Annotated in this window: 19 protein-coding genes; 6 read left to right on the forward strand and 13 right to left on the reverse strand. The window is 73.2% G+C overall.

Annotation, left to right across the window (positions count from 1 at the left end; genetic code table 11):
• Positions 1-5: 5 nt before the first annotated feature.
• The 3 genes from IE250_RS04435 to IE250_RS24805 all read right to left on the reverse strand — a co-directional run bounded on the left by IE250_RS04435 (position 6) and on the right by IE250_RS24805 (position 4386).
• Positions 6-800, reverse strand: coding sequence for a hypothetical protein (locus IE250_RS04435; protein WP_189668010.1), 795 nt, complete (start codon positions 798-800; stop codon positions 6-8).
• Positions 801-967: 167 nt separating this feature from the next.
• The gene (locus tag IE250_RS04440) at positions 968-3424 is read right to left on the reverse strand and encodes a ComEC/Rec2 family competence protein (protein WP_189668011.1); all 2457 of its coding nucleotides are present in this window, start codon (positions 3422-3424) and stop codon (positions 968-970) included.
• Positions 3421-4386, reverse strand: a complete 966-nt coding sequence (locus IE250_RS24805; RefSeq protein ID WP_268247780.1) for a ComEA family DNA-binding protein — start codon at positions 4384-4386, stop codon at positions 3421-3423. The genes IE250_RS04440 and IE250_RS24805 overlap by 4 nt, the downstream gene beginning before the upstream one ends.
• 263 nt (positions 4387-4649) lie before the next feature.
• Between IE250_RS24805 and IE250_RS04450 the strand changes: the two genes are divergently transcribed.
• Positions 4650-5522: an alpha/beta fold hydrolase gene (locus tag IE250_RS04450; RefSeq protein ID WP_189668012.1), complete on the forward strand. Its 873-nt coding sequence runs from the start codon at positions 4650-4652 to the stop codon at positions 5520-5522.
• A 129-nt stretch (positions 5523-5651) separates the two neighbouring features.
• Here the strand turns inward: IE250_RS04450 and IE250_RS04455 are convergent, their stop codons facing one another.
• A complete protein-coding gene (locus IE250_RS04455) occupies positions 5652-6533 on the reverse strand; it encodes a DegV family protein (RefSeq protein WP_229872121.1) in 882 nt (293 codons plus the stop codon).
• A gap of 80 nt (positions 6534-6613) precedes the next feature.
• Positions 6614-9553, reverse strand: a complete 2940-nt coding sequence (leuS, locus tag IE250_RS04460) for a leucine--tRNA ligase (RefSeq protein WP_189668334.1) — start codon at positions 9551-9553, stop codon at positions 6614-6616.
• A gap of 139 nt (positions 9554-9692) precedes the next feature.
• Here leuS and IE250_RS04465 point away from each other — a divergent pair, with 139 nt between their 5' ends.
• The gene (locus tag IE250_RS04465) at positions 9693-10991 is read left to right on the forward strand and encodes an alkaline phosphatase family protein (RefSeq protein WP_189668013.1); all 1299 of its coding nucleotides are present in this window, start codon (positions 9693-9695) and stop codon (positions 10989-10991) included.
• A gap of 14 nt (positions 10992-11005) precedes the next feature.
• Here the strand turns inward: IE250_RS04465 and IE250_RS04470 are convergent, their stop codons facing one another.
• From IE250_RS04470 to IE250_RS04495, 6 genes are all read right to left on the reverse strand, one after another.
• Complete coding sequence (locus IE250_RS04470) at positions 11006-11665, reverse strand: vitamin K epoxide reductase family protein (RefSeq protein ID WP_189668014.1); 660 nt, start codon at positions 11663-11665, stop codon at positions 11006-11008.
• Between the two features lie 46 nt (positions 11666-11711).
• Positions 11712-12950, reverse strand: coding sequence for an MFS transporter (locus IE250_RS04475; RefSeq protein ID WP_189668015.1), 1239 nt, complete (start codon positions 12948-12950; stop codon positions 11712-11714).
• Positions 12951-13028: 78 nt separating this feature from the next.
• Entirely contained in the window at positions 13029-13781 is a 753-nt protein-coding gene (locus tag IE250_RS04480; RefSeq protein WP_189668016.1) for a metal-dependent transcriptional regulator, read from the reverse strand.
• A gap of 9 nt (positions 13782-13790) precedes the next feature.
• Positions 13791-15476 carry a metallophosphoesterase family protein gene (locus IE250_RS04485; RefSeq protein ID WP_189668017.1) on the reverse strand — a complete coding sequence of 562 codons (1686 nt, stop codon included), beginning with the start codon at positions 15474-15476 and terminating at the stop codon, positions 13791-13793.
• 107 nt (positions 15477-15583) lie between these two features.
• Positions 15584-16300 (reverse strand): helix-turn-helix domain-containing protein, encoded by a 717-nt coding sequence (locus tag IE250_RS04490; RefSeq protein WP_189668018.1) that lies wholly within the window; start codon positions 16298-16300, stop codon positions 15584-15586.
• Positions 16300-17853 (reverse strand): APC family permease, encoded by a 1554-nt coding sequence (locus tag IE250_RS04495; protein ID WP_189668019.1) that lies wholly within the window; start codon positions 17851-17853, stop codon positions 16300-16302. The genes IE250_RS04490 and IE250_RS04495 overlap by 1 nt, the downstream gene beginning before the upstream one ends.
• Before the next feature lie 262 nt (positions 17854-18115).
• Between IE250_RS04495 and IE250_RS04500 the strand changes: the two genes are divergently transcribed.
• From IE250_RS04500 to IE250_RS04510, 3 genes are read left to right on the forward strand one after another with little or no spacing between them, the layout of a single operon-like run.
• Positions 18116-19606: an APC family permease gene (locus IE250_RS04500; RefSeq protein ID WP_189668020.1), complete on the forward strand. Its 1491-nt coding sequence runs from the start codon at positions 18116-18118 to the stop codon at positions 19604-19606.
• A gap of 26 nt (positions 19607-19632) precedes the next feature.
• On the forward strand, positions 19633-21669 hold the full coding sequence (locus tag IE250_RS04505) for a primary-amine oxidase (protein ID WP_189668021.1): 2037 nt from the start codon (positions 19633-19635) through the stop codon (positions 21667-21669).
• 2 nt (positions 21670-21671) lie between these two features.
• Positions 21672-22187: a hypothetical protein gene (locus IE250_RS04510; RefSeq protein ID WP_189668022.1), complete on the forward strand. Its 516-nt coding sequence runs from the start codon at positions 21672-21674 to the stop codon at positions 22185-22187.
• A 47-nt stretch (positions 22188-22234) separates the two neighbouring features.
• Here the strand turns inward: IE250_RS04510 and ku are convergent, their stop codons facing one another.
• The gene (ku, locus tag IE250_RS04515; protein ID WP_189668023.1) at positions 22235-23044 is read right to left on the reverse strand and encodes a non-homologous end joining protein Ku; all 810 of its coding nucleotides are present in this window, start codon (positions 23042-23044) and stop codon (positions 22235-22237) included.
• 79 nt (positions 23045-23123) lie between these two features.
• Positions 23124-23414, reverse strand: coding sequence for a glutaredoxin family protein (locus IE250_RS04520; protein ID WP_373301602.1), 291 nt, complete (start codon positions 23412-23414; stop codon positions 23124-23126).
• 214 nt (positions 23415-23628) lie between these two features.
• On the opposite strand from IE250_RS04520, the gene IE250_RS04525 reads away from it, so the two are divergent.
• Complete coding sequence (locus IE250_RS04525; protein WP_189668024.1) at positions 23629-26157, forward strand: ATP-dependent DNA ligase; 2529 nt, start codon at positions 23629-23631, stop codon at positions 26155-26157.
• The last annotated feature ends 30 nt before the right edge of the window (positions 26158-26187 follow it).

Consider the following 26187-nt stretch of genomic DNA (forward strand, 5'->3'; position numbering starts at 1 on the left):
GGCCATCACCTCAGCTCGATCGGCAGGTCGGTCGAGACGCACATGTCGCCGCCCGTGGCGTAGGCGAACGCGAGGCAGTCCCCGCCGAGCGTGAACTTCACCGAGTCGATGTCGCCGTTGCTGTGCGCGGTGAACAGGAGCGCCTGCCAGACGTCGCCCGGGTACACGCCCGCGTCGGACAGTGCCTCCACGAATCCGGCGGCCACGTCGACCGTGGCGCGGCCTTTCGTGATGCGCACCTTCGTGGGCGCCAGGTCCGCTTCCGGCAGGTAGGACGCGAGCACATCGTCGACGGCGGTCGCGAGGGTCCGGGACGGCCCGCCGGTCGTTGCGCGCATCGCGCCCGCGGTCAGCCGGACGTCGTTGCCGCTACCGCAGCCCAGGAGCGGCGTGGTCGAACCGTCCTTGGAACGCGGGCCCTCCGGGACGTCCGGGCACGAGGCTTTCGGCGGCGCATCGCCCGCGAACGCTTCCCGGTCCAGCTTCGCGCGCTCCTTGCCCGACTTCGCGCCCATCCCGGCCACGACCACCGTCCAGCCGTCCAGCGCGGTCGCCGACTCGCCGAGCCACGCCCGTGCGGCCGCCGGGTCCTCCGCGACGTCGACCCGGACCACCTGATCGCTCTCGGAGACGTCCGTGACGAACGACTCGCCCAGCAGCTCCTGACGGAGCCGGAGCTGGGCGGCGGCCTGGTCCTGTCCGGCGGCACTGAACGTCGCGGCCGGAACGAGCAGGGCCGCTGCTGCGGCCACCGCGATGATCCGGCGCTGCCGCCGGGCGCTCACTTTCAGATCGACCACGAAGCCCCCTGGTACGTGATGACGAGCTGTCCGTCATCCCCCACGGTAGGGCCGCGGTCAGGATCCGCAACGTTTCGCAAAGCGTGGCGCCGGCTGGGCGTCAGCTGGGCGTATGGCCTGGTGGGGGCTATCGCGTGCGGGGCGCCGGTCATCCCCGGACATAGTGGTCAGCAGCCGGCCAGGGACACGTCCCCTCCCCGCACGACCAGCGCTACCGTGCCGCACTCGTCGGTACGGACCACAGCCGCGCCGACGCCCGCGTACAGATCGAGCGCCTCGTCCGTCGGGTGGCCGTACTCGTTGCCCCTGCCCGATGAGACGAGCGCGACCGCCGGACGCAGGCGTTCCGCAAGGGCGCGTGACTGCACCGCTGAGCCGTGGTGGGCGACCTTGACGACGTCGGTGCGCCGGACTAGCGGGAGCAGTGCCGCCTGGCCCGCGTCCTCAAGGTCGCCGAGCAGCAGCACGTCGAGACCGGCGGTCCGCGCGGTTCCGGCAGCATGGGCGGTTCCTGCGGTCCGGACGGCGAGCACGACGCTCGAGTCGTTCGCCCCTTCGCCCGCGCCCGCCTGCACGACCTGCCACGCGAGGGCGCCCGCCGCGCCCCGGTCACCCGCCTGCGCGATCCGTACCGGCACGCCGGCGGCGGCCAGCGCCGCCCCGGTCGCCGCGGCGTTCGCCGCCGGCTCCGGCACCGGGGAAACGAGCGCAGCGGCGACCTCGCGTCCCGCCAGGACCGGCCCGAGGCCGCCCACGTGGTCCGCGTGGAAGTGGCTGAGCACCAGTAGGTCCACCCGGGCGACGCCGAGCCGGTCGAGGCAGCGACCCGCCGCGGGCCCGCTCGGCCCCACGTCCACCACCACCGCCGACACCGGCCCCGTCCGCAGCGCCAGCGCGTCTCCCTGTCCGACGTCGCACGCCGCCACCTGCCAGTCCTCCGGCATCCCCGTCCCCGAGCGGGCCGCCAGGCGCGGCACCGCCACGGCGACGACCAGTGCCGCTGCCGAGGCCGTCGCAACCAGCGCGACAAACCGCACGCGCGTGAGCCGCCGACGTCGTGCTGCGAGCGCCTCGCGCAGGCCGGACCGCACCGCAGCACGCCATGACTCGGGCCAGCCCGGCCGCGGCGCATGCCGCAGCGCGGCCCACAGGACCAACCCGGTGAGGGCGGCCAGCAGGAGCGCGCCGGCCGGCCCGCCCAGCCACGGCACTGCGGCGCCGGGGATTGCGGCGCCCCAGTGCGCGACGGCGGCGATCCACCACGTCGCGCCGCTCGCCACCCAGGCGACCGGTCCCGCGACGGCCGGAAGCCACGGCGCGAGGACCGTGGCGACCAGCCCCAGCACCGTCGCAGGAACCAGGGACGGCGCGGCCAGCAGATTCGCGAGCACCGACACCGTGGACACCGACGGGTCGAGCAGCACCAGCACCGGTCCGCATGCGGCCTGCGCGGCGAGCGGGACCGCCAGGGCGAACGCCGCCGTGGCTCCTGTCCAGGGCGCGAGCCGGGCGGCCAGCGGCGCGGCGAGCAGCACGAGCCCCGCCGTTGCCGCCGCGGACAACGCGAACCCGAAGGAGCGGGCCAGCCACGGGTCGACCACCAGCAGCCCGACGACCGACGCCGCGAGCGCCGGGACCGACTGCGACGGCCGCCCGATCGCCACCCCGGTCAGCGCGAATGCCGCCATGACCGCCGCCCGGAGCACGGCGGGCTCGGGCCTGACCAGCATCACGAAGGCGAGGGACGCGATCGCGACGAGGAGCACCCTGACGGGCCGCGGCAGCCGAGCCGCGGAGCAGAGCAGGGTCAGGACGGCGACGACCACCGCGAAGTGGCCGCCCGAGACGGCAGTGATGTGGCTCAGGCCGGTCGTGCGCATCTCTTCGGCCAGGTCGTCCGGGAGGCGCGAGGTGTCGCCGATCGCCGCGCCCGGCACCAGCCCGCGCGCCTGCGGGGACAGCGGGTCGGTCACGTCGAGGAGCGCCGTTCGGTGGGTGTCGAGCACCCGGAGAGCCGACGGCGGGGCACGGATCTCGGTAGCGCCGTCGGCAGTGAGGCGGGCGGTCTCCGCCGCGCCGAGATCGGCGGGCCGCAGCGCGCCCGACACGGTCACGGTTGCCCCGTACCGGGGCGCGGTGCTCGACAGCACCTGCACGTGCGCCCGCGCCGCCGATTCGACGCCCCGGGCGTCCACCGTGCGGGCAGCCAGTATCCATCGGCTCTGCTCGGTGCCCGGGGCGAAGGCGAACGGCTCGGGCTCCGAAGCCACCACACCGGTGAGCGTCGCACTCACCCGTTGCCCGGCAAGGTCCGCGAGCGGTGCGCGCCCGGCGAGCTGGACGTGAGCGGACGCCGTGACCGCGAGGACGCAGGCGGCGGCGAGGACGGCGTGCGCGACGGCGGGGCGGGCGACGGCAAGCCGGGCGCCGAATGATCCTGCGACGGCGGGCCGGGCGGCACGCCGCGCCTGGGTTGCCACGATCGCGATGTCGAGGCACGCGGCCACGACCAGGGCAGCGGCGAGACCTGTCACCAGGCCGCTCCACGCGGCCCCGGGCCCCGTCAGCAGCCACGCCGCGACCCAGACCGCCAGGGCCGCCGGAACCATCCGCAGGTCCGTCATGGCCCCACCCGCGCGCTCTCGCGGATCTCGTCCAGGGTGGCCGGGCCGACGCCGGGTACGTCCTCCAGCTCGTCCACGCTCGCGAACGGCCCGTTGGTCTCGCGCCACTCGACGATCGCCTGCGCGATCGACGGCCCGACGCCGGGCAGCGCCTCCAGGGCGACGGCGTCCGCTGAGTTGATGTCGACAGCACCGCCCGCAGCGGACGGGTCGTTCGCGGTGCCCTGGTCGCCGGTGCCCGGCGCTACCGGCGCTCGGGGCACCGGCTCCCCCGGCCCGGGCACGTACAGCTGCTCGCCGTCGACCACCGTGCGGGCCAGGTTCACGGCAGTCAGGTCGGCCTTGCGGGTCACACCGCCGGCAGCCGTGACGGCGTCGGCCACGCGGGCACCGTCGGGCAGGGTGACCAGGCCCGGCTGCGCGACCTCGCCGACCACATGCACCAGCAGGCCGCCGCCGGCCGTGGTCGCACCTGCCGTGGCCGCACCCAGGTCCGGTTCCGTAGGTTCCGGGCCGCTCTCGGCGAACGGGCTCGCCGGCTCACCTGCGGACGGCTCGCCGTCGGCTACCGGGGCCAGCGTGTCGACGTCGTCACCGCGCATCGAGAACGCCGCCACGCCCAGGCCCAGCATGAGCACCGCCACGACGGCGACCACCGCCGTCGTTCCGGTCAATGCCCACCGGCGGGCGCCGTCCTCGGCCCGCGGGTCAGCCGGGTGGCCGTGCGCCGCAGCGTAGGCCGCGGCCACGCCCGAGGTGGACCGCCGGGCGCGCAGGCGGGCCACCAGCTCGTCGGCGTCGGCCCGGGCTTGCGCGTCCTGGGCGGCCGGTTCAGGGGCCGGGCGGGGCTCCGATCGCACGGCCGGGCGGGCCGCCGGCGGGTCTGCCGGGCCGCCGGACCCGCGCACCGGGCCGAACGGCCAGGGGTCTGGGCGGCGCTGTTGCGCGGTCTCTGGCTGCATGACTCAGGACGCTAGGCGCGCACCGCACCGTTCCGACCGGCACTGCGGCCGGTCTGTGCACAGACCCGGAAAGAGGCCCCCTGTGGTCGTGCTCGCCCCAGCATCGGGCCGCCACGAAGGTCTGTACGTCCGACCGGCGGCTTTCACCGGCGCGCCACCGATGAGTTCTCCCCGGCGTCGTCGTCGGACCTGGCAGACCCCGCGAGAACCCGGGCGGCACCCCGCAGACCCGGGCCACGGCAGAACAACCAGGAGCGATCACCATGGCTGACAAGAAGACCTTCACCCTCGACGTGCCGGGCGCCTTCCTCACCTACGACGTGCGGGAGGCCGCGGCACCGACCGACGAACCGCCCCTGCTGCTGATCGGCCTGCCGATGGGCGCGCAAGGCTTCACCACCCTGGCGAGCCACTTCACCGACCGGACCGTGGTGACCCTCGACCCACGCGGCGTCGAGCGCAGCACGCGATCGGACAGCACCGACCAGCCCGGAATCCCGACGTTCGCCGACGACGTGCACCGGATCATCGAGGCCGTCGGTGGCGGACCCGTGGACGTGTTCGGCTCGAGCGGCGGCGCTGTGGTGTCGCTCGAGCTCGCCTCGGCCCACCCGGAGGACGTGCGGACCGTCGTCGCCCACGAGCCGCCCCTGCCCTCGGTGCTGCCGGACCGCGCGGCCATGGTCGCCGCCATGACCGACATCCACGACACGTACCAGGCCAAGGGCTCCGGACCGGCCATGGCGAAGTTCATCGCCCTGGTCATGGCCCAGGGCGAGCTCACCGCCGACTACGCGAACCAGCCTGCCCCGGACCCGGCGATGTTCGGCCTGCCGACCGAGGACGACGGCTCCCGCGACGACCTGCTGCTCGGCGTCAACATGCTCACGCTGCCCCCGTACGTGCCGAGCTACGAGACCATCAAGGCGGGCACGCCCCGCGTCGTCATCGGCGTCGGTGCGGACTCGGGCGAGGCGATGGCCTGCCGGTCGGCCCACGGCGCGGCGGCGCGGCTCGGCAGCGACCCGGTCGTCTTCCCCGGCGGCCACGGCGGCTTCAGCGGCGGCGAGTACGGCCAGCCGGCCGACAAGCCCGTCGAGTTCGCCGCGAAGCTGCGCGAGGCGCTCGTCGGCTGACTCACCGGCCGCCGCATGGCGCCGTCCCGCGCGTGATCGGCAGAACGTCAGGAGATCGGCAGCCCGGGCTGCCGATCTCCTGACGTTCTGCCGATCAGGCCAGGCCTGTCCACCAGGCCCGGGCGCCGCTCAGTGCTTGTGGTCGCCCAGGTCCACGACGACGACGGCGAGCGTACCGGGGCCGACGTGCACCCCGAGGACGGCGCTCAGCGGCGTGACCTCGACTTCCGCCCGCGTACGGGTGTGCAGGCGGCCGGCCAGCGCGAGCGCCCGGTCGTGCGCGCCGAAGTGGTGCACGGCTACTACCGGCCGCTGCGCCTGGGCGACGAACCCCGCGGCCAGCTCCAGCAACCGCTCGGCCCCTGCGGCGCGGGTGCGGACGCGCTGGTAGAGCTCCACCGCGCCGTCGGACAGCCGAAGGATCGGCTTGACGCCCAGCACCGTGCCGAGCGCCGCGGCCGGCCCCGACAGCCGTCCGCCGCGGCGCAGGTGCTCCAGGGTGTCGACCACGAACATGGCGTTCGCGGTGCCGGCGACCTCGATGGCCCGGGCGGCGACGTGGGCGGCGTCGGCCCCGGCGGCAGCGCACTCGGCCGCGGCCCGGGCGGCGAAGCCGAGGCCGGCCGCGCCGGTCCGGGAGTCGACGGCGCGGACCTGCAGGGGCGACCGCGCGGCGGCCGTACCTGCCGCCCCGACCGTGCCGGACAGTGCCCCGGACAGGTGCACCGACACGACCGACCGGGCTCCCTGCTCGCCGAGGCTCCGGTAGACCGAGGCGAACGCCTCCGGCGGCGGCTGCGACGTCGTCACCAGCTCGCCCGCCGAGACGAGCTCGGCCAGGCGCTCGGGCGTGATGTCCTCGCCCTCCGCGTACGCCTCGTCGCCCACCAGGACGCGCAAGGGCACCACGACCGGGCCGCCCGGCAGACCGCTGGGCAGGCAGGCGGTCGAGTCGGTGACGACCCGCACCTCCTGGGGTGCCGGGCGGGAGTGACGACGTCGGGTGCGCATGACCGCGTCACTCTATCCGCGCGAGGAACCGGACAGCGAAAACCGCGTCGAGCGCGGGTTGCCCCGCACTCGACATCAGGTCAGGCCGGGACGATGTTCACGAGGTTGGGCGCCCGGACGATCACCTTGCGAACGCCGCGGCCGTCCAGGAACTTGACGACGTTCGGCTCCCCGAGCGCCACCGCCTCCAGGTCCTCCGCGGAGATGTCCGGGGCTACCTCGAGCCGGGCGCGCACCTTGCCCTGCACCTGCACGACGCAGGTCACGGTGTCCTGGACCAGGTACGCGGCGTCGGCGGTCGGGAACGGCGCGTGCGCCAGCGAGTCCTCGTGCCCGAGCCGGGCCCACAGCTCCTCCGCGATGTGCGGCGCAATGGGTGCCGTCATCAGGACCAGCGGCTCCACAGCCGAGCGCGGCACGGCCGACAGCCCCGTGAGGTGGTTGTTCAGCGTGATGAGCTTGGCGATGGCGGTGTTCGGCCGCATGTTCTCCATCTCGACGCGGACGTCGGCGATGGTGCGGTGCACGGCGCGCAGGGTCGCGGTGTCGGGCTCGTCGTCCGTCACGGTGACCTCGCCCGTCTCCTCCGACACGACGTTGCGCCACAGGCGCTGCAGGAAGCGCTGCGAGCCCACGACGTCGCGCGTGTTCCAAGGACGCGACAGGTCCAGCGGGCCCATCGACATCTCGTAGACGCGGAACGTGTCGGCGCCGTACTGCTCGTACATGTCGTCGGGCGTCACCACGTTCTTCAGCGACTTGCCCATCTTCCCGTACTCGCGGTTGACGGGCTGGCCCTGCCAGGTGAACCCAGACTGCTCGTCCCCCTCGACCTCGGACGCCGGGACGTACACCCCGCGCGCGTCGGTGAACGCGTACGCCTGGATGTACCCCTGGTTGAAGAGCTTGCCGAACGGCTCAATGCTCGTCACGTAGCCCAGGTCGAACAGGACCTTGTGCCAGAACCGCGCGTACAGCAGGTGGAGCACCGCGTGCTCCACGCCGCCTATGTACAGGTCGACGCCGCCGGCCGGGCCGGACGTCGAGTTGTGCCGCGGACCCATCCAGTACTTCTCGAGCTCCGGGTCGACGGCGTGCGCCGTGTCGGTCGGGTCCAGGTAACGCAGGTAGTACCAGCACGAGCCCGCCCAGTTCGGCATGGTGTTCGTGTCGCGGCGGTAGGTCTTGACGCCGTCGCCGAAGTCCAGCTCGACGTTGACCCAGTCCTCGTTGCGGCCGAGCGGCGCCTCCGGCTCGGAGTCCGCGTCGCCCGGCTCGAACGTGCGCGGCGAGAAGTCCGGCACCTCCGGCAGCTCGACGGGCAGCATCGAGTCGGGCAGCGCGACCGGGCGGTCCGCAGCGTCCCACACCACCGGGAACGGCTCACCCCAGTAGCGCTGGCGCGAGAACAGCCAGTCGTTCAGACGGTAGGTAGTGGTGCCCTCGCCGATGCCCTTGGCCTCGAGCCACTCGATGATCCGCGCCTTGGCCTCGGTCACGCCGAGCCCGTCCAGCGAGACCTCGTCGTTCGCGGACCGCACGGCGCGGCCCTCGCCCGCGTAGGCACCGACGTGCCCCTCCGGCAGGCCGCCCTCGGGCTCCACCGTGTGGACCACCGGCAGGTCGTAGGCCTCGGCGAACGCGAAGTCGCGCTCGTCACCGCCCGGCACCGCCATGATGGCGCCCGTGCCGTAGCCCATGAGCACGTAGTCGGCGGTGAACACCGGGACGGGCATGCCTGTCACCGGGTTCACGGCCAGGTGGCCCGTGAACACGCCGGTCTTCTTGCCGGCGTCGGCCTGCCGCTCCACGGCCGTCTTCGCGGCGGACTCGCGCCGGTAGGCGGCCACCGCCTCGCCCGGTGTCCCGTACCCGCCGTTCCACGCCGAGCGCGTGCCGTCGGGCCAGGCGCTCGGCACCTCGTCGAGCAGCGGGTGCTCGGGGGCCACGACCATGAACGTGGCGCCGAACAGCGTGTCCGGGCGCGTCGTGAACACCTCGAGGCTCCCGCCCGCGCCCGCCGGGTCGTACTCGGCCGTGCCGACCACGTCGAACCGGACGTTCGCGCCGGTGGAACGCCCGATCCAGTTGCGCTGCATCGACTTGACCTTCTCCGGCCAGTCGATGATCTCCAGGTCGTCGATCAGGCGGTCGGCGTAGGCGGTGATGCGCATCTTCCACTGGCGCAGGTTCTTGGTGAACACCGGGAAGTTGCCGCGCTCGGACCGGCCTTCGCTGGTGACCTCCTCGTTCGCCAGCACGGTGCCGAGGCCGGGCGCCCAGTTCACCGGCGAGGAGTCCACGTAGGCCAGCCGCTGCGCGTCCACGACGTCGCGCTGCTGCTCGTCGCTGAGCGCCGCCCAGACGACGCCGCCCGCGTTGTCTCCCTCGTGGCCGGGCACCGGTCGCGTGCCCGAGGCCAGCTCGTCGCGCAGCTCGGAGATCCGGCGGGCACGCCCGCGCCCGCCGTCGGGCTGCTCCGCGTCCTCGTCGTACCAGGACTCGAAGATCTGCAGGAAGATCCACTGCGTCCAGCGGACGTACTCGGGGTCGATCGTCGCGAACGAACGGCGCGGGTCGTGCGCCAGGCCCGCCCGCCGCAGCTGCCGCCTGTACGTGACCATGTTGCGCTCGGTCACGAGGCGCGGGTGCTCGCCCGTCTGCACGGCGTACTGCTCGGCCGGCAGGCCGAACGCGTCGAAGCCCATGGTGTGCAGCACGTTGTCGCCGCACATGCGCCGGAACCGGCCCACCACGTCGGTCGCGATGAAGCCCAGCGGGTGCCCGACATGCAGCCCCGCGCCCGAGGGGTACGGGAACATGTCCATGATGAAGTACGGCTCGCCCTTGGCCGGGCTCCCGCCCGGCCCCGTAAGTCGCCCCTGCGGGTTCGCCGCATGGAACGTACCCCGCTCCTCCCAGACGTCCTGCCAGCGCAGCTCGATCTGCTGCGCGAGGGCGGGGGTGTAACGGAAACGGGGCTCGTCAGAAGACGTGGCGCGCTCGGGTGCGTCGGGCATGGTCACCCGCCCGAGTCTACCGACCGGCCGGGTACCTGGCCCTCGGTCGTCCACAGGCACGAAGGTTCATCCGACATTCGCCCGCGCCTCCCCCGAAGTTCTTCCTCGGGTACTGGAATTGCCTTCCATGTTGCCCTCGTTGCGAAAGCTGCTCGCCGCCAGCATCGCCGCCACCGTCGTGTGGACGGCCTCGACCGCCGCCGCCGCGCCGCAGCCCGACGGCGACGCCGGGCCCGCGGGCAACGGCCCCGCGGACCACGTCGTCTTCCTGGCCCTCGACGGGTTCGACGCCGAGTACCTGGACCTGGTCCGCTCCGGGGAGGCGCCCATGCCGAACCTGCGCCGGCTCCTGCGCCACGGCAGCGTCACCACCTCGACCGGCGTGATGACCTCGATCACCAACCCGTCCTGGTCGTCCGTGGCGACCGGCGCATGGCCCGAGACCCACCGCAATACCGCCTACTGGTTCGACCCCGCGACGAACACCGCCCGCGGCCAGCAGCGCGACCTCGCCGTGCCCACCATCGCGCAGTCGGTCCGGGAGCAGGGCGGCAGCGTGTTCTCCGCGCAGTGGTTCATCCTGCAGAACTACGGCGTCACCTTCGGCGACCCCGACGGCCTCTACACGCAGCCGGGCGGCGACTGCGCCCGCCGCACCGACGACGCCGTCGCCGTGCTGCGCGGCGAGCCCGTCAGCTCGGGCGGGCAGCTTGTCACCATGAACGGCATTCCCGAGCTGATGACGGTCTACTGCGACGTGCTCGACGCGATCGGGCACGAGGGTGGCGACGTCGACCCGCGCATCCCCGGTGCGCTGACGGAGATCGACCGGCAGATCGGCCGCATCGTGGCGGCTACCAAGGAGGCGGGCGTCTACGGCGGCACCGCGTTCGTCATCACCGGCGACCACGGCATGACCACCTTCGACAAAGGCTTCGGCGCGGAGGGTCTCGCCGCGATCGAGGCGGCCGGCTTCACGCCGCAGGTCCTCACCAGCGGCCAGACGCCGGCGCCCGGCACCGATGTCGCGATAGTCGTCGGCGGCGTCGCGAACGTGCAGCTCATCGGCGAGCGGGCGGGCGACCCGTCCGCCGTCGGCCGGCTGAAGGCGGCGCTGGAGGCCCTGCCGCAGGTGCGGAACGTGTTCGACAAGGCGGACCAGGCCCGCATGCACATGAGCCCGAGCTACGGCGACCTGCTGGTCGAGCCCGAGCCGGGCTGGTCGTTCGGCGCCACGCCCGACGGCCCGGCCGGGCGGCACGGCGCGACGACGGAGCTGCGCGTCCCGCTGTTCCTGGCCGGCGCGGGCGTCATCCCGGGCGCGCACCCGCGCGGCCCCCGCCACATCGACATCGCGCCGACGATCTCGGCACTGCTGGGCTACGCGCCGCCGTCGGGCAGCGAGGGCCGGACGCTGCGCGAGTCGCTACGCCGCTGACGTCACGACACGCGTCAGAACGACGCGACCAGGTCCGCGCCCACCGCGAGCATCAGCCACGCCACGGCCGCGACGTAGCCGATGGCAAGGATGAGGCCGCTGTTGGCGACCATCGCGTTCCGCAGCCCCGCGCCCACAGGCAGGTCGCCGGACTGCACGCCCCGCACCAGCTGGTACCAGAGGAGCGGCCACATGATGACCCACACGACCATGCAGTAGGGGCACAGCGCCACGATCGTGTAGAAGCTGGTCCACATCAGGAAGAACACGAGCGCCTGACCCAGCACGGTCCCGGCCAGCAGGGACATCCAGTACCAGCGCGGCAGGCGGGTGCCGAGCAGCAGCATCACGCCCGTCGTGATGACGACGGGGAACGCCGCCACGCCCAGGTAGGGGTTGGGGAAGCCGAGCAGCGCGCCCTGCCACGACGACATCGCGGCGCCGCAGTCGACGAACAGGTTGATGCTGCAGGACGCCGTCCGGTCCGGGTCGAGGAGCTTGAGGTACTTCTCCCAGGCCAGGGCGAACGAGGCGGCGAAGCCGATGCCGCCCAGCACCACCAGGAGCAGCCCCATGGTCCGCGCGCCGAACGGCGAACGGCCAGGCGATGCGACGTCGTTCTGGCCGCTGGTCGAGCTGTCCGACGACGTCGTGGTCGCCCCGGTCTCAGTCACGTGCCCAACGCTACCGGCGCTGTCTGGGACATTGCTGAGTCGGAGGTCACAGTGTTGTCTCCGCCGGCTGGTGGACGACCCGCTGCCGCCCGAACGCCAGGATCATGCCGAGCCCGAGCACGGTGACCACGACACCGGCCCAGGCCGGCGCCAGGTAGCCCCAGCCGGCGTCGATGACGACGCCGCCCAGGAACGCTCCGGCGCCGTTGGCCACGTTGAGCCCGGCATGGCACAGCGCCGCACCGAGCGACGGCGCGCCGGGCGACAGGTCCATGAGGCGCGTCTGGAACGCGAGGCCGAGGATCTGCGACGTGACACCGAGCAGGAACAGCGAGATCAGGGCCGGCACCACGGAGGCGCCGGTGAGGGCGAACAGCACCAGCGACACCGCCGTCGCGACGAAGCCCGTCAGCACCGCGCGCAGCACGCCGCGGTCGGCGAGCCGCCCGCCGATCTGCGTACCCACCGTCATGCCGACGCCGAACAGGGCGAGGACCCAGGGCACGGCGCCGCCGGGCAGGCCGGTGACGCCGGTCATGGTGGGGGCCACGTAGGTGTAGACGGCGAACATGCCGCCGAAGCCGATGGCGCCCGCCCCGAACGCGAACCAGAGCGGCGCGTTCCGTAGGGTCGCCAGCTCGGTCCGCACCATGCGGCCGGCGCCGCCCGCGCCCGCCGGGACGAGCCGCCACAGCCCGAGCAGCGTCACGAGCCCGAGCGCGCCGATGAGCACGTAGGAGGTGCGCCAGCCAAAGGCCTGCCCCACCCACGTGGACAGCGGCACGCCCACGACGTTCGCGATGGTCAGCCCCGTCATCATCGTCGCGACGGCCCGCCCGCGCTGGGCGGGCCCGGCGACGGCGGCGCCCACCGCGGCACCGACGCCGAAGAACGCGCCGTGCGGCAACCCGGCCAAGAACCGGCCGGCCACGAGCCAGCCGATGTCCGGCGCCGCGGCGGACAGCACGTTCGCGACGGTGTAGGCGCCCATCAGCGCCAGCAGCAGGCGCTTGCGCGACATCCGCGCCGCTGCCACGGTCAGCAGCGGCGCGCCGACGACGACGCCGAGCGCGTACGCCGCGATGGTGTATCCCACCTGCGGGTCCGTCGCCCCGAGGTCGGCGCCGACGTCGGGCAGCAGGCCCATCGCGGCGAACTCCGTGGTGCCGATGGTGAAACCGCCGACGGCCAGCGCCAGGAGCGCGGGTGCCGCACGGCGCATAGAGCCGGGTGGGGTCGCCTCGTCCGGGGCGGTCGGGGCATGGGGCGGGGAGCTGGCCACCATGGTGATCTCCAGGGGTGTCGTATCGATTCGGGGCGACCGTCGACGACACCGGCGACGAGCTAGGGAACGGGGAGCAGACTACTCCTGCGCCACCCATACGCGGGAGGCTGCCAGCAGGCCGAGATCGGCAACCCGCTCGACCTCTCCGGGCGGCCCGTCCGGGGCGGAGGCGTCCGCCGCGCCGTCCTGATCCTGTCGAGGGCTCGGGCAGGTCCAGGACACGGCGACCGTGCCGGCGAACTCGCGGCGCGTGGTGACCTCGATCCGCATGTCCAGGTCCAGGCCGAGCTCGGCCAGGTAGCGCAGGGCCTCGGGGTCGGCGTCGGAGATCCGGACCACCGTGCCGGCGTCGCCCGCATGCATCGAAGACAGCGGTACCGCGTCGGGCCGCACCACCGTGCCGTCCGCGGACGGGATCGGGTCGCCGTGCGGGTCGCGCGACGGGTTCCCCAGGCGCTCGGCCATGCGCTCCACGAAGACGTCCGAGACCGCGTGCTCCAGCACCTCGGCCTCGTCGTGCACCTCGTCCCAGCCGTAGCCGAGCTGGCTGACGAGGAACGTCTCCAGGAGCCGGTGGCGGCGCACCATCATGAGCGCGAGACGGCGGCCGTCGTCGGTCAGCCGGATCGCGCCGTACCGCTCATGCTCCAGCAGGCCCTGCCCGGACAGGCGGCGCACCGTCTCGGACACGGTGGAAGCGCCCACCCCGAGCCGGTCGGCGAGGTGCTTGGTGGTCACCTTCTCGTCCGACCACTCCTGGGCCGACCACACAGCCTTCAGGTAGTCCTGGGCGACTGGCGTCAGCTCGGTCGGGTCGGTAGCGATCTCCACGCCCCGAGCCTAGTTGCCGGACGGCGACGACGTCGGCGTCCGGCCGGTGCCCGGACCCTGCGCCCCGTCGGCGCTCCCGCCGGGCACCTCGTCGGGCACCTCGTCCGGCAACGGGACAGGCGGAGGGATCGGCTGCCGCTCGCTCACGAACGCCTCCGCCTCCGGCGTGACCTCGACGAGCTGCCAGTCCACGAACCGGCGCCGCTCCGGGTCGAACCGCAGGACGGTCATCTCGGAGGAGTCGCGCAGCGGGCCCACCGACGCGTTTCCGTGCGTCGCGCCGGCGGTGCTCGCGTTCACGTACCGCACGCCGTAACCCATGACTTCCGGCCCGATCCGCTTGTGCATGTGCCCCGAGACCTGGAAGGGCACGCAGCCCGACTCCAGAGCGGCGTCGCCGACGACGGGCTGGTGCACCAGCAGCAGGTCCACCCGCTCCTCGGCGGTGAACCCGCCGAGCCCCGCCTCTCCCGCGGCGTCGCACGCGACGTCCCGCAGGCGCTCGCCGGCCTCCTCGGGCGTCTCCTCGCGCGCGGTCACCGTGCCGCCGCCGATCCGCGTCTCCAGCGGGTCGCGGTCGCCGAGGATCCGCACGCCCTCCACCTCGACCACGTCACCGTCGAGGACGATCTGGCGGTTCGCCAGCTCCGTGGCCGTCGTCAGGCGCGAGTCGTGGTTGCCGTCCGCCACGACGAACGGCACGCCGTCGGGAACCGCTGACGCGAACGAGTCCACGCAGACCGACTCCACGCTCGTCCCGTTGATGGTCGTGTCCCCCGCATTGAGCATGACGTCGGGCGCCACCCGGTCGGCGAGGTCGCGGAGCAGCGGCGTCATGCCGGTGTTGCAGTGCAGGTCGGCCACCACGAGGAAGGTCACGTAGTCGGTGGCCTCCGCGTCCTCCGTCGCCGGGGTGCCCTGCGCGCTCTCGGCCGCCTCCTGCGCGGCGGCCCGCGCGTCCCACGCCTCGAGCAGGTTCTCCCGCGCCCCCGCGTAGAACACCTCGTTGGCCTGGTAGGTCTCCACCAGCTGCCCGCTGTAGGTGTCGATCACGCCCGCGAGCCGGCCCGTGATGCGCGCGCCCTCCAGTGCGGTCCCCTCGAACACCGCCGACGCGGGCAGCGTCGCCCGTTCCTCGGGAGGCGAGCTCGCCGTGGCGGTCGCGGCCACCAGCACGACGACGAGCACCACACCGGTGATCTCCCAGGTCCGGGGAACGAGCACGCGGGCGAGCTCCCGCCGTCGGGCAGCGCCCAGCAGGGCCCGCAGGCCGAAGCCGGCCGCGACCACCACCAGCGCCGCCGCGCCCGCCCCGCGGGCCGCGTCCCAGAAGAGCGCCCAGGCCACGGTGCGCACCGTCTGCTGCGGGCTGTCGAAGAACTGCAGGTAGCCGTCGAGGTCTCCCGCCAGTGCGTCGAAGCTGGCCGCGTCCACGGCCGCGAGGTCGGCAGGGATCTCGTGCACCGTGATCCGGATGCCGAGGGTGAGCGGCAGCGGGGAGTCGGTGACGACGGTGCCGAGCGGGCCGAGGTCGGCGACCAGCTCGTCGTCCGCGGTAACTGCGTAGGTGGCCTCGTGCGGGCCGAGGCTGAGGTCGGCCCGCGCCGTCGTGATGCCGAACGCCAGGCACACGAGAGCTGCGGCCACACCGGCAAGGGTCCAGCGCAGCCAGGGGGAAGGAGTGGAACGGCTCATCGGCTCTACCTTGTCATGCCGCGTCGCAAGGGTGAATTCCCTCGTCGCCGAGCGGGGCTTGGGGCGGCACGATGGGCTCATGTTCGCGTGATCCGGGCGGCGGTGCGTCAGGCCAGCAACGGCCCCAGCTCGACGGCGGCGGGCGTGAGCCGGGCGTCGATCTCGGCCACACCGGGCATCCGGTCCTGGAGCGCTACGACGACGAGGCCTGCGACCGCCTGGCCGAGCTCGTCGAGGACGGTGACGCCGATGGCGGTCCATCTGTCGGCCACGCGGACGGCCGACGGCGCTCCGGCGGCCAGCTCGCCGCAGACACCGTCGACTACCTCGCGGACCCCCGGTTCGGGGATGAGCGGGAAGTCGGGGTCCTCATCGACCACCGTGTGGACCACGCCGTCGAGCCGGACCAGGTGGATCCCACCGCGGAGCCCCGCGCGCAGCCGGTCCAGCACCAGGCGTGCCGCGAGGGGCGGCCGCGGCGCGGGCGGCGGGAACAGCGCGGCCACCCGGTGGCCGAGCGCGAACCCGCGCAGGTCCGGCAGCCGGACGAGGTACTCGTCCTCGGTCAACACCTGCACCAGCCGGTACGTCGTCGCGCGGGACAGGCCCAGCGCCGCGGAGATCTCCTGGCCGGTCACGCCGGCCCCGGAGGCGGCGACGCACTCGAGCACCTGCAGAGCGTGCCGCACGGCGCGAGGCTGACGCCCGCGCAGCTCGTCCTCGCCGACGGCAGCGGCGTCGTCGGCGCTGTCCCCCGCACCGCCCGCCACCAACCCGAGGAGCTGTGCGGCGGCCTCCGGGCTGGCAAAGATGGGCCGGCTCATCAGGCGGCCGCCGAACCACCGGACGAGCCCGGACCGCCGGGATGTCGCGGCGTGCGTGGCGAGGTGCCGTCCGCGCGGCGCCCGGCGCCGAGGAGGTCTGTGACGACGGCCTCGTCGTGCACGCCAAGCCGCGCCGATAGGTGGGGGAGGCGCCTGAGCCGGACCAGGCCGGACGTGACGCCGAGGGCCAGCAGTGCCAGGAACGCCCACACACCGGCCTGGCGGAACGTGCCGCTCTGGACCACGAGCATGACGACGAGCGAGCAGGCCAGCAGCGTCGCGGTGCCCACCGCGAGCAGGACGGGTCGCCAGGTCGCCTCACCGATCCGGCGGAGGAATGCCGGGACGGCGGCGCAGACCAGCACGTAGGCGGTGATGTACCCGCCCGCCGACACGACGAGGATCACCTGCATCGCGGACCACAGGTCCGCGCCGAGCAGCACCACCGCGACCGGGACGAGCGTCACCACCGGCATCGTCACCGCCAGTGCCCGGGCGGGGGTGCCGTGCACGCCGTGCGCGACGCCGAACGACCGCGGCGCCAGCTCCTCGCGCCCCATGGTGAACAGCACGCGCACCAGAGCGGTGGACGAGGCGATGGCACAGGCGAAGAACGACGCAGTGATGCCGACGTCGAGCACCGGACCCGCCCAGCTCACGCCGTACGCCGCCGCGAGCTCGTTGGCCGGAGAACGGGCGTCGGCGAGGTCGAGACCGAGGCCCGCGTACCCAACGAGCTGGCTCACCGACGCGCCCAGGTACAGCAGGCCGGACGCTAGCGCGGTCCAGGTGACGGCGCGCGGGACGGCGCGGAACGGGTGCCGTGCCTCCGCGCCGAGCGTGGCCGCGGACTCGAAGCCCACGAACGCGGTGAGCGCGATCGCGGTGCCGACCGCCACGTCGGCCGGGCCCGTGCCGGGCTCAGGGAGCGCGGCGCGGACGGCGGCCGCGGGCTCTGCGTGCAGGAGCATCGCGAGCACGAGGACGGCGAGGAGGGCCACGGAGACGACCTCGACGACGAGCGTGACCCGAGCCGAGCGACGAATGCCGCGCAGGAGCACCCACCACACAGCCGCGCCCATGAGGAGCACGACGACGAGAGCGGGGGCCGCTCCCGAGGCCAGGGCAGGGACGAACCGGCCGATCAGGATGTGCGCGTACCAGCCGCCGCCGGCCAGGGCGAACATCGTGATGAACCCGTAGCCCAGCAGCATGGCCACCCCGGTGACCACGCCGGCGCGCGCTCCGAGGCCGCGCACGACGAACGTGTACAGCGAACCCGTGGCCGCGATGCGCCGGGTGAACTGGTTGACGCAGGCGGCGACCGCGACCGCGAGGACCAGCGCGACGCCGAGGGCGAGGGCCGTCGACCCGCCGGCCACCGTGGCCACCAGGAGCGGCATGGTCGTCGCGGCGGCCGACGGTGCCACGGCCGACAGCGACTGCGCCACCACGTCCGTGAACGGCAGCGAACGACGGGCCAGGCCGTGGACCGGAGAGCGCGTCCCGACGACGGGCCGGCGGGCGCGTACCGGAGACGTGGGCGTGGTCATGGGCGCTCCATCCGTCGTCGGGCCGTCGTCCGGCTGAGTGCGCGGGAGCGTAGCAACGGCCTGTTGCGGCGACAGCCGGGCAGTGTTTCGGCGGTGTGACCCTCAATGAGACACGGGCGCCGACGCCGTCTCGGCCGCCTCCGACCAAGGTTTACGGGCCCGAGACCACGGAGCAATCGCGGCCCCGGAGCCTGGTGGACGTCACGCTCGACGCCCTGTCCCGCAGCGTGTCCCGCCCCCGTCCCGCCCCCCTGGAGGTCCCATGTCCGCTCCGATCCGGACCGGCTCGTCGCCGGCCGACGCCGGCCCCGCCCCCGCGCCGCTCGCGCTCACCGGGAAGCTCGGCCCGCTCGCGATCGTCTTCATGGTGGTCGCCGCAGCGTCGCCGCTGACCGTCGTCGGCGGCGCCACCCCGCTCGGCATCCTGCTCGGCAACGGCGTCGGGTTCCCCGCCCTCTACGCCGTCTCGGGCGTCGTCCTGCTGCTGTTCTCGGTGGGCCTGGCGGCCATGACGCGCGTGGTCCCGCGGCCGGGCGCGTTCTTCACGTTCGTCGGCTACGGCCTCGGCCGCCGGGCCGGCCTCGGCGCCGCCTACCTCGCACTGCTGACGTACACCACCGTCCAGGCCGCGGTGTACGGGTACATCGGATACATCCTGTCGGGCACGTTCGCCCAGCTCGGCCTGCCGGAGCTGCCCTGGTGGCTGTGGGCCCTGGCGGTCGCCGCGCTCGTGGGCGTGCTCGGCTACCGGCACATCGACCTGTCGTCCAAGGTGTTGGGCGTCCTTCTCATCGGCGAGATCGGCATCGTGCTGGCGATCGTCGCCGGCGTCGTGATCACCGGTGGTGACCAGGGCCTGTCCCTGGAGCCGTTCGAGCCGGCCAACGTGTTCTCCGGCTCCCCGGCCGTCGGGCTGACGTTCGCGATCGCCGCCTTCATCGGCTTCGAGGCCACGGCGATCTTCCGCGACGAGGCGCGCGACCCGGCCCGCACCATCCCGCGCGCCACCTACGCCGCCGTGATCGGCATCACCGTGTTCTACACGCTCGCCTCGTGGGGCCTCGTCATGGCCTGGGGACCCGACCACGCCGTCGACGTGGCCGCCACCGACCCGGGCGGGATGATCCTGACGACCACCGCGAAGTACCTCGGCACGGCCGGTGAGGTGGTCATCAACGTCCTGCTGATCACCAGCATGTTCGCGTGCGTGCTCAGCTTTCACAACGTCATCACGCGCTACCAGCACACGATGGCGAACGCCGGCCTGCTGCCCGGCGCCGTGGGCGCCGTGCACGCACGGCACCTGTCCCCGCACCTGTCGTCGCTCCTGCAGTCGGCCACCACGGTCGTGCTGGTGGCCGTGTTCGCACTGGCCGGCCTGGATCCCGTGCTGGAGGTCTTCACCTGGTTCGCCGGCGTCTCCACGCTCGCCATCGCGATCCTCATGGCCGTCACGAGCCTGGCGGTCATCGTCTGGTTCCGCCGCACCCGGCAGGACGCGCGGGCCTGGAACACCGTGGTCGCGCCGGCGCTCGGCCTCGTCGGCCTGACCGGAGCGGCGGTCGCGATCGTCGCGTACTTCCCACTCCTGGTGGGCGACGTGGACGCCGCGGGCAACCAGAGGTTCGGCGTGATCAGCGCCGTCCTGCTCGCCCTCATCGTGCTCAGCCCCGTCGCCGGCTGGGCGCAGGCCGTCGTCCTGCGCCGCCGCCGACCCGAGACCTACGCCCGCATCACCGAGGCCATCGGCTGACGCCGGGCCTTCGAGAGGAGAACATCGTGACCGCCACGCACACCTTCGCCCCGACCTCCGCCACCACCCATCCGCTGGCCACACTTTCCGCAGACGAGATCACGGCCGCCGCCGCCGTCGTCGGCTCGGCCGGCCTGGTCGGCGAGACCACGCGTTTCGTCTACGTCGGGCTGCTCGAGGCGCCCAAGGCCGCCGTCCTCGCCTGGGAGGCCGGATCCGGAGCGCTGCCGCCCCGGCAGGTGCGGGTCCAGCTCCTGGACCTGGCCACCGGCGTCCAGCACGACGCTGTCGTGGACGTGACCGCCGGCGCCCTCGTATCCCAGGAGGTGCTCGACACCGCGCAGGTGGGCCAGCTGCCCATCCTCGACGAGGAGTTCGAGATCGTCCCCGGGATCGTCGCGGCGTCGCCCGAGTGGCTGGCCGCTCTGGCCGCGCGCGGCCTGGATCCCGCCACGGTGGTGACCGTGCCGCTGTCGGCGGGCGTCTTCGGCTACGAGGACGAGGTCGGCAAGCGCATGGCCCGCGTCTTCGGGTTCCGCCAGGACCACGAGGCCGACCACCCGTGGGCGCACCCCGTCGACGGCCTGGTCGCGTACGTGAACCTCACGACGCGCGAGGTCACCCGCGTGATCGACCACGCCGTCGTGCCCGTGCCCGCCGAGCACGGCAACTACACCCAGCCCGACCTGGCGGGCACGGCCCGCACCACGCTCAAGCCCATCGAGATCACGCAGCCGCAGGGCCCCTCTTTCCAGGTGTCCGACGACGGCCTGGTGACGTGGGAGGGCTGGCAGGTGCGGGTCTCGTTCGACACCCGCGAGGGCCTGGTGCTGCACCGCATCTCTATCGACGACGCGGGCGAGCAGCGTTCGGTGGCCTACCGGGCGTCGATCTCCGAGATGATCGTGCCCTACGCCGACCCGTCCCCGACCCGGTTCTGGCAGAACTACTTCGACACCGGCGAGTACCTGTTCGGCCGGTACGTGAACTCGCTGGAGCTCGGCTGCGACTGCCTGGGCGAGATCCACTACCTCGACGCCGTCCTCGCCGACGAGCGTGGCCGCCCCCGCGTCGTCAAGAACGGCATCTGCCTGCACGAGGAGGACTACGGGGTGCTGTGGAAGCACTCGGACATCTTCACCGGGATCAACGAGACGCGGCGCCAGCGCCGCATGGTCATCTCGTTCTTCACCACCGTGGGCAACTACGACTACGGCTTCTACTGGTATCTCTACCTGGACGGCACCATCGAGTGCGAGGCCAAGCTCACCGGCTTCCTGTTCGCCTCGGCCTACCCGGGTCCGGGGCCGGACGGCGAGCCGTACCCGTACGCGTCCGAGGTCGCCCCGGGCCTTGGCGCCCCGTACCACCAGCACCTGTTCTCGGCCCGGCTCGACCTGGACGTGGACGGCACAGCCAACGCCGTCGACGAGGTCGAGGCGGTGCGCGTGCCGGTGAGCGAGGGAAATCCGTTCGGCAACGCGTTCACCGCCAAGCGCACGCGCCTGACGTCGGAGGCCGGCGCCGCACGCCGGGCCGACGGGTCGGTGGGCCGCACCTGGCACATCAGCTCGACGGAACGCACCAACCGCCTCGGGCGTCCGACGGCGTACGCGCTGCACGCGCAGGAGTCCCCGACCCTGCTGGCCGCCGACGACTCCTCGGTCGCGTCGCGCGCCGCGTTCGCCACCCAGCACGTGTGGGTCACGCAGTTCGCCGACGACGAGCGGTATGCCGCGGGCACCTACGTGAACCAGCACGCCGGGGGCGCCGGCCTGCCCGAGTGGCAGGCGCAGGACCGGCCGCTGGACGGGCAGGACGTGGTGCTGTGGCACACCTTCGGGCTCACGCACTTCCCGCGGCCCGAGGACTGGCCGGTCATGCCCGTGGACTACGCCGGCTTCAAGCTGACGCCCTACGGGTTCTTCGACCGGAACCCCACGCTGAGCGTGCCTGCCTCGGCTTCGGCGCACTGCACACCGGCAGCGGAGTCCGGTGCGGCGGCACGGTGCTGCGGCGGAGCGCACGGCGACGGGCCCTGCCCGCACCACGACGGGGCCTGAGCGTGGGGCTGCTCCACGCCCTCGCCCTCGGGCCGGCAGTGCTCGCTGTCGCGTGCACCCCGGCCCGCGGGCGGGGCGGCCGCGCCGCCGTCGCGACCGGGCTGCTCATGCTCGTCGCGATGGCCGACGTGGCGTTTGTCCCCGCCGGGGTGCCGGACCTGGTCTGGTCAGCGGTACTGCTCGCCGCCGCGGTCGCCCTGGCCGGGTTGCTCCGGCACAGGGCGCCCGACGGCGGCGAGAACCACCCCGGACACCGGCTGCACGTGGGCTGCCTGCTCGCGATGGCGGTCCTCATAGCGGCCATGGCGGGGCCGGGCGCGGCGGGCCCAGGCGCGGCGTCGCCAGGTCACCACCACGGCGCGGACTCCCTCACCGTGCTCGGGCTGGGGGCAGCCGCGGCGTTCGTCGTCGCGAGCTGCGTGGTCGCCGCAGGTGCTAGACGGCGGACGGTGGACCGCGTCGGTGCCCTTGCCGGCGCGGGCTCGGCGGCGCTCATGGCGGCGGCCGTCGTCGCTTGAGAGACGTTCGGAAGGAGCCGCCCTGGGCCCTTGCCCGGCACTCTCTCCTAGCCCGTCTTGCGGCCGCGGGACTTCTTCGCGTCCGCGACGCTGCGCTTGAGCGCCTCCATGAGGTCGACGACCTCGGCGCCCTCGCCCTCCTCGGCCGCCTCGCCGAACGTCGCCGCCGTGTCGACCGCCTCGCCCGCCTCCAGCTTCGCGTCGACGAGCTTGCGCAGCTGGACCTGGTACTCGTCCTCGTAGTCCTCGGGCGTGAAGTCCGCCTCGAAGCTGCTGACGAGCTGGGCCGACATCGTGAGCTCCTTGTCGGTGACTTTCGCGGGCTCGTCGAGGGACGGGAACGCCGCCTCGCGGACCTCGTCGGCCCACAGGAGCGTCTGCAGCACGAGCACCTCGTCGCGCACCCGCAGCGCCGCCAGCCGCGTGCGCTGCCGCAGCGCGAACTTCACGACGGCGGTGCGGTCGGTCTCCTCCAGCGTGCGGCGCAGCAGCACGTACGCCTTCGTGGACTTGGAGTCGGGCTCCAGGTAGTACGTCCGGTCGAACATGATCGGGTCGATCTGCTCGCTCGGCACGAACTCGACCACCGAGATCTCGCGGTCACGTTCGGCGGGGAGCTCCGAGAGATCCTTCTTGGTGAGCACGACGGTGCGCTCGCCGTCGTCGTAGGCGCGGTCGATGTGCTCGTACGGCACTTCCTTGCCGTCGACCTCGCACACGCGCTTGTACCGGATACGTCCGCCGTCGGCGTCGTGCACCTGGTGTAGCGGCACGTCATGGTCCTCGGTCGCGCTGTACAGCTTGACCGGGACGTTGACGAGGCCGAAGGTCACGGCACCCTTCCAGATCGCCCTCATGCTTCTATGGTGCGCCCCAAGCGCACTACATGCCCAGGGTTCGGTCCCCGCTGAAGCGTCGCGCCGGCCGCGGCCGGTGTCAGAGTCCCGAGCGGTCCAGCTTCGCGCAGAGCTCCGCGTTGGTGGGCTCCACGAGCTGCTCGCCGTCGGGGAACACGAGGACCGGGATGGTCTTCCGCCCGGTCAGCGCCTCGGCCTCGTCGGCCCGGGCGGGATGCGCGGCGAGGTCCACGTAGACGTAGTCGACGCGGCGCACGTCGAGCACTGCCTTGCTGCGCCTGCAGTCGCGGCACCACTCGGCGCCATAGACGGTGAGCCGCTCCGGCCGGTCGATCGAGGGGGCCTCGCCGGCGGCCTTCACCGGGGCCACGAGCAGATCGATTGCGATGTCATCCGAAATCACCCGCCGGAGCCTAGCGGAGTTCTTGCCCCGCCCATGACACGGTGTCAAGTGATTTCGGCGACCTCTGGCGACACGAGGACCTGGCACCAGGACTGGGCACGAGGACTGGGCACCAGGACTGGGCACGAGGACTGGGCACGAGGACTGGGCACGAGCACCTGACCGGCGGCACGATGGGGTGATGGCGCCCGCGCAGGAGACAGTCACGGTCGACGGACGCCGCCTGCGGCTGAGCAATCTCGACAAGGTGCTGTACCCGAAGTCGGGGACCACCAAGGGCGAGGTGCTGCAGTACCTGGCGCAGGTGGCGCACGTGCTGGTGCCGCACGCCGCCAACCGGCCCGCCACGCGCAAGCGGTGGCCGGACGGCACGGGCGGGCAGATGTTCTTCCAGAAGAACCTCGACGCCTCCACGCCCGACTGGGTCAAGCGGCGGCCGATCCAGCACAAGACCTCGGCCAACGACTACGTGCTGGTCAACGACCTGGCGACCCTGACCTGGCTGGGCCAGACCGCGACGCTGGAGGTGCACACCCCGCAGTGGCAGTTCGGCCGCACCGGGGCACACCTCGACCCGGACCGCCTCGTGCTGGACCTCGACCCCGGCCCGGGTGCGGGGCTGCCCGAGTGCGCGCAGGTCGCCCGCTGGGCCCGCGAGATCCTCCAGGGCATGGGCCTGGAGCCGTACCCCGTGACTTCCGGCTCCAAGGGCATCCACCTGTACGCGGCGCTGGGCAAGGCGCAGGACACCCGGCTCGGCTCGGACGCCGTGTCCGCCGTCGCGCACGAGCTCGCCCGCTACCTCGAGTCCGAGCATCCCGACCTCGTGGTCAGCGACATGAGCAAGAAGCTGCGCGGGGGCAAGGTCCTGGTCGACTGGTCGCAGAACAACGCCAACAAGACGACGATCTCGCCCTACTCCCTGCGCGGGCTCGACCGGCCGTGGGTGGCCGCACCCCGCACCTGGGAGGAGCTGGAGGACCCGGACCTCGCCCAGCTCGACGCCGACCAGGTGGTCGCCCGCATCGAGGCCGACGGCGACCTCCTCGCGCCCCTGCTGGAGGGTCACCTCTCGGCACTCGAGCCGACGCCGGAGCGCCTCGCCACCTTCCAGAAGCTGCAGACCTACCGGACCAAGCGCGACCCCGCAAAGACCCCGGAGCCGTTCGGGCCCGACTCGTCGCGGGCCGCCCAGCACCGGGGTCAGGAACCGTCGGCCGAGACCCCGGCTTCGACGGGCTCGAGCACCGACGCACCCGGCTTCGTGATCCAGGAGCACCATGCCCGCCGCCTGCACTGGGACTTCCGCCTGGAACACGACGGGGTGCTCGTCAGCTGGGCGCTCCCCCGCGGCGAGCCCACCGACCCGGGCAAGAACCACCTGGCCGTGCAGACCGAGGACCACCCGCTGGAGTACGGCTCCTTCGAAGGCGAGATCCCCAGCGGCGAGTACGGGGCCGGCAAGGTCACCATCTGGGACTCCGGCACCTACGAGCTGGAGAAATGGCTCGACGACGAGGTGATCGTCACCCTCCACTCCGCCGAGCGCGGGTCGCGGCGGCTGGCCCTGATCCACACGGGCGGGGGCGACGGAAGGGCAGAGAACAACTGGCTGATCCATCTCATGGCCCCGAAGGGCGCCCCGCCCGCCAAGGCAAGGACCCCCGCGGCGGAACCGCCCAGCGCGGCCGGCCCGACGTCGGACAAGCTGCGGCCCATGCTCGCCACCGCCGCCGCGACCGGCGAGCTGGCCGACCCCGACGACTGGATGTTCGAGATGAAGTGGGACGGGTTCCGCGCCCTCGCGTACATCGAGGACCCTGAGGCGATCCGCCTCGTCAGCCGCTCCGGCCAGGACCTCACCGTCACGTTCCCGGAGCTGGGGGTTCTCGCGGGCCAGGTCGACCCGGACCGGCTCCCCATGGTGCTCGACGGCGAGATCGTCGCCCTCGACCGCAGCGGCCGCCCCGACTTCCGCCGCCTCCAGCTGCGCGCGAACCTCCGCAAGGAGCACGACGTCGCACGCGTACGGGCCCGCGTCCAGGTCGACCTCATGCTCTTCGACGTCCTGGTGGCCGACGGCGACGACGTCACCGGCCGCACGTACACCGAGCGGCGCGAGCTGCTCGAGTCGCTGGTCACACCACGCGCTCCCGTGCACCTGCCGCCCGCGTTCGACGGCGACCTCGACGCCGCGCTGAGCACCTCGCGCTCGCTGCGGCTGGAGGGCGTCGTCGCCAAGCGCCGCACCTCCACGTACGCGAGGCGGCGCTCGCGAGAGTGGCTCAAGATCAAGCACCAGGCGATGCAGGAGGTGGTGGTCGTGGGCTGGCGGCCAGGCCACGCGAACTCGTCGGTGATGGGGTCGCTGCTCATGGCGGTACCCGACGAGGAAGCTCCGGGCCGGGAAGGCCTGCGCTATGTCGGGCGCGTCGGGACGGGCTTCAGCGAGCGCGAGCGCCGGGAGATCACGGAGCAGCTGCGAGGCATGGAGCGCAAGACGCCGAGCGCGTCCGGCGTACCCGCGGAGGACTCGAAGGATGCCCGCTGGGTGACGCCCAGGCTGGTGGGCGAGGTGACGTACGCCGACTGGGCCGAGGGCCCGGACGGCGCCTCGGGTGAGCGGCGGATGCGGCACTCCGTGTGGCGCGGCTGGCGCCCGGACAAGTCGCCGGAGGACATCCAGGTCGAGGTCCCCGCTCAGAGCTGAGCGCTTGGCACACTTTTAACTGGAGTGGGC

The sequence above is a fragment of the Promicromonospora soli genome (genome assembly GCF_014653785.1).
GTDB lineage: Bacteria > Actinomycetota > Actinomycetes > Actinomycetales > Cellulomonadaceae > Promicromonospora > Promicromonospora soli.

Coding starts and splice junctions, on each gene's coding strand:
- IE250_RS04440 (WP_189668011.1), bottom strand. CDS start 3,424: ATGACGGACCTGCGGATGGTTCCGGCGGCCCTGGCGGTCTGGGTCGCG.
- IE250_RS24805 (WP_268247780.1), bottom strand. CDS start 4,386: ATGCAGCCAGAGACCGCGCAACAGCGCCGCCCAGACCCCTGGCCGTTC.
- IE250_RS04450 (WP_189668012.1), top strand. CDS start 4,650: ATGGCTGACAAGAAGACCTTCACCCTCGACGTGCCGGGCGCCTTCCTC.
- IE250_RS04455 (WP_229872121.1), bottom strand. CDS start 6,533: ATGCGCACCCGACGTCGTCACTCCCGCCCGGCACCCCAGGAGGTGCGG.
- leuS (WP_189668334.1), bottom strand. CDS start 9,553: ATGCCCGACGCACCCGAGCGCGCCACGTCTTCTGACGAGCCCCGTTTC.
- IE250_RS04475 (WP_189668015.1), bottom strand. CDS start 12,950: ATGGTGGCCAGCTCCCCGCCCCATGCCCCGACCGCCCCGGACGAGGCG.
- IE250_RS04485 (WP_189668017.1), bottom strand. CDS start 15,476: ATGAGCCGTTCCACTCCTTCCCCCTGGCTGCGCTGGACCCTTGCCGGT.
- IE250_RS04490 (WP_189668018.1), bottom strand. CDS start 16,300: ATGAGCCGGCCCATCTTTGCCAGCCCGGAGGCCGCCGCACAGCTCCTC.
- IE250_RS04495 (WP_189668019.1), bottom strand. CDS start 17,853: ATGACCACGCCCACGTCTCCGGTACGCGCCCGCCGGCCCGTCGTCGGG.
- IE250_RS04500 (WP_189668020.1), top strand. CDS start 18,116: ATGTCCGCTCCGATCCGGACCGGCTCGTCGCCGGCCGACGCCGGCCCC.
- ku (WP_189668023.1), bottom strand. CDS start 23,044: ATGAGGGCGATCTGGAAGGGTGCCGTGACCTTCGGCCTCGTCAACGTC.
- IE250_RS04525 (WP_189668024.1), top strand. CDS start 23,629: ATGGCGCCCGCGCAGGAGACAGTCACGGTCGACGGACGCCGCCTGCGG.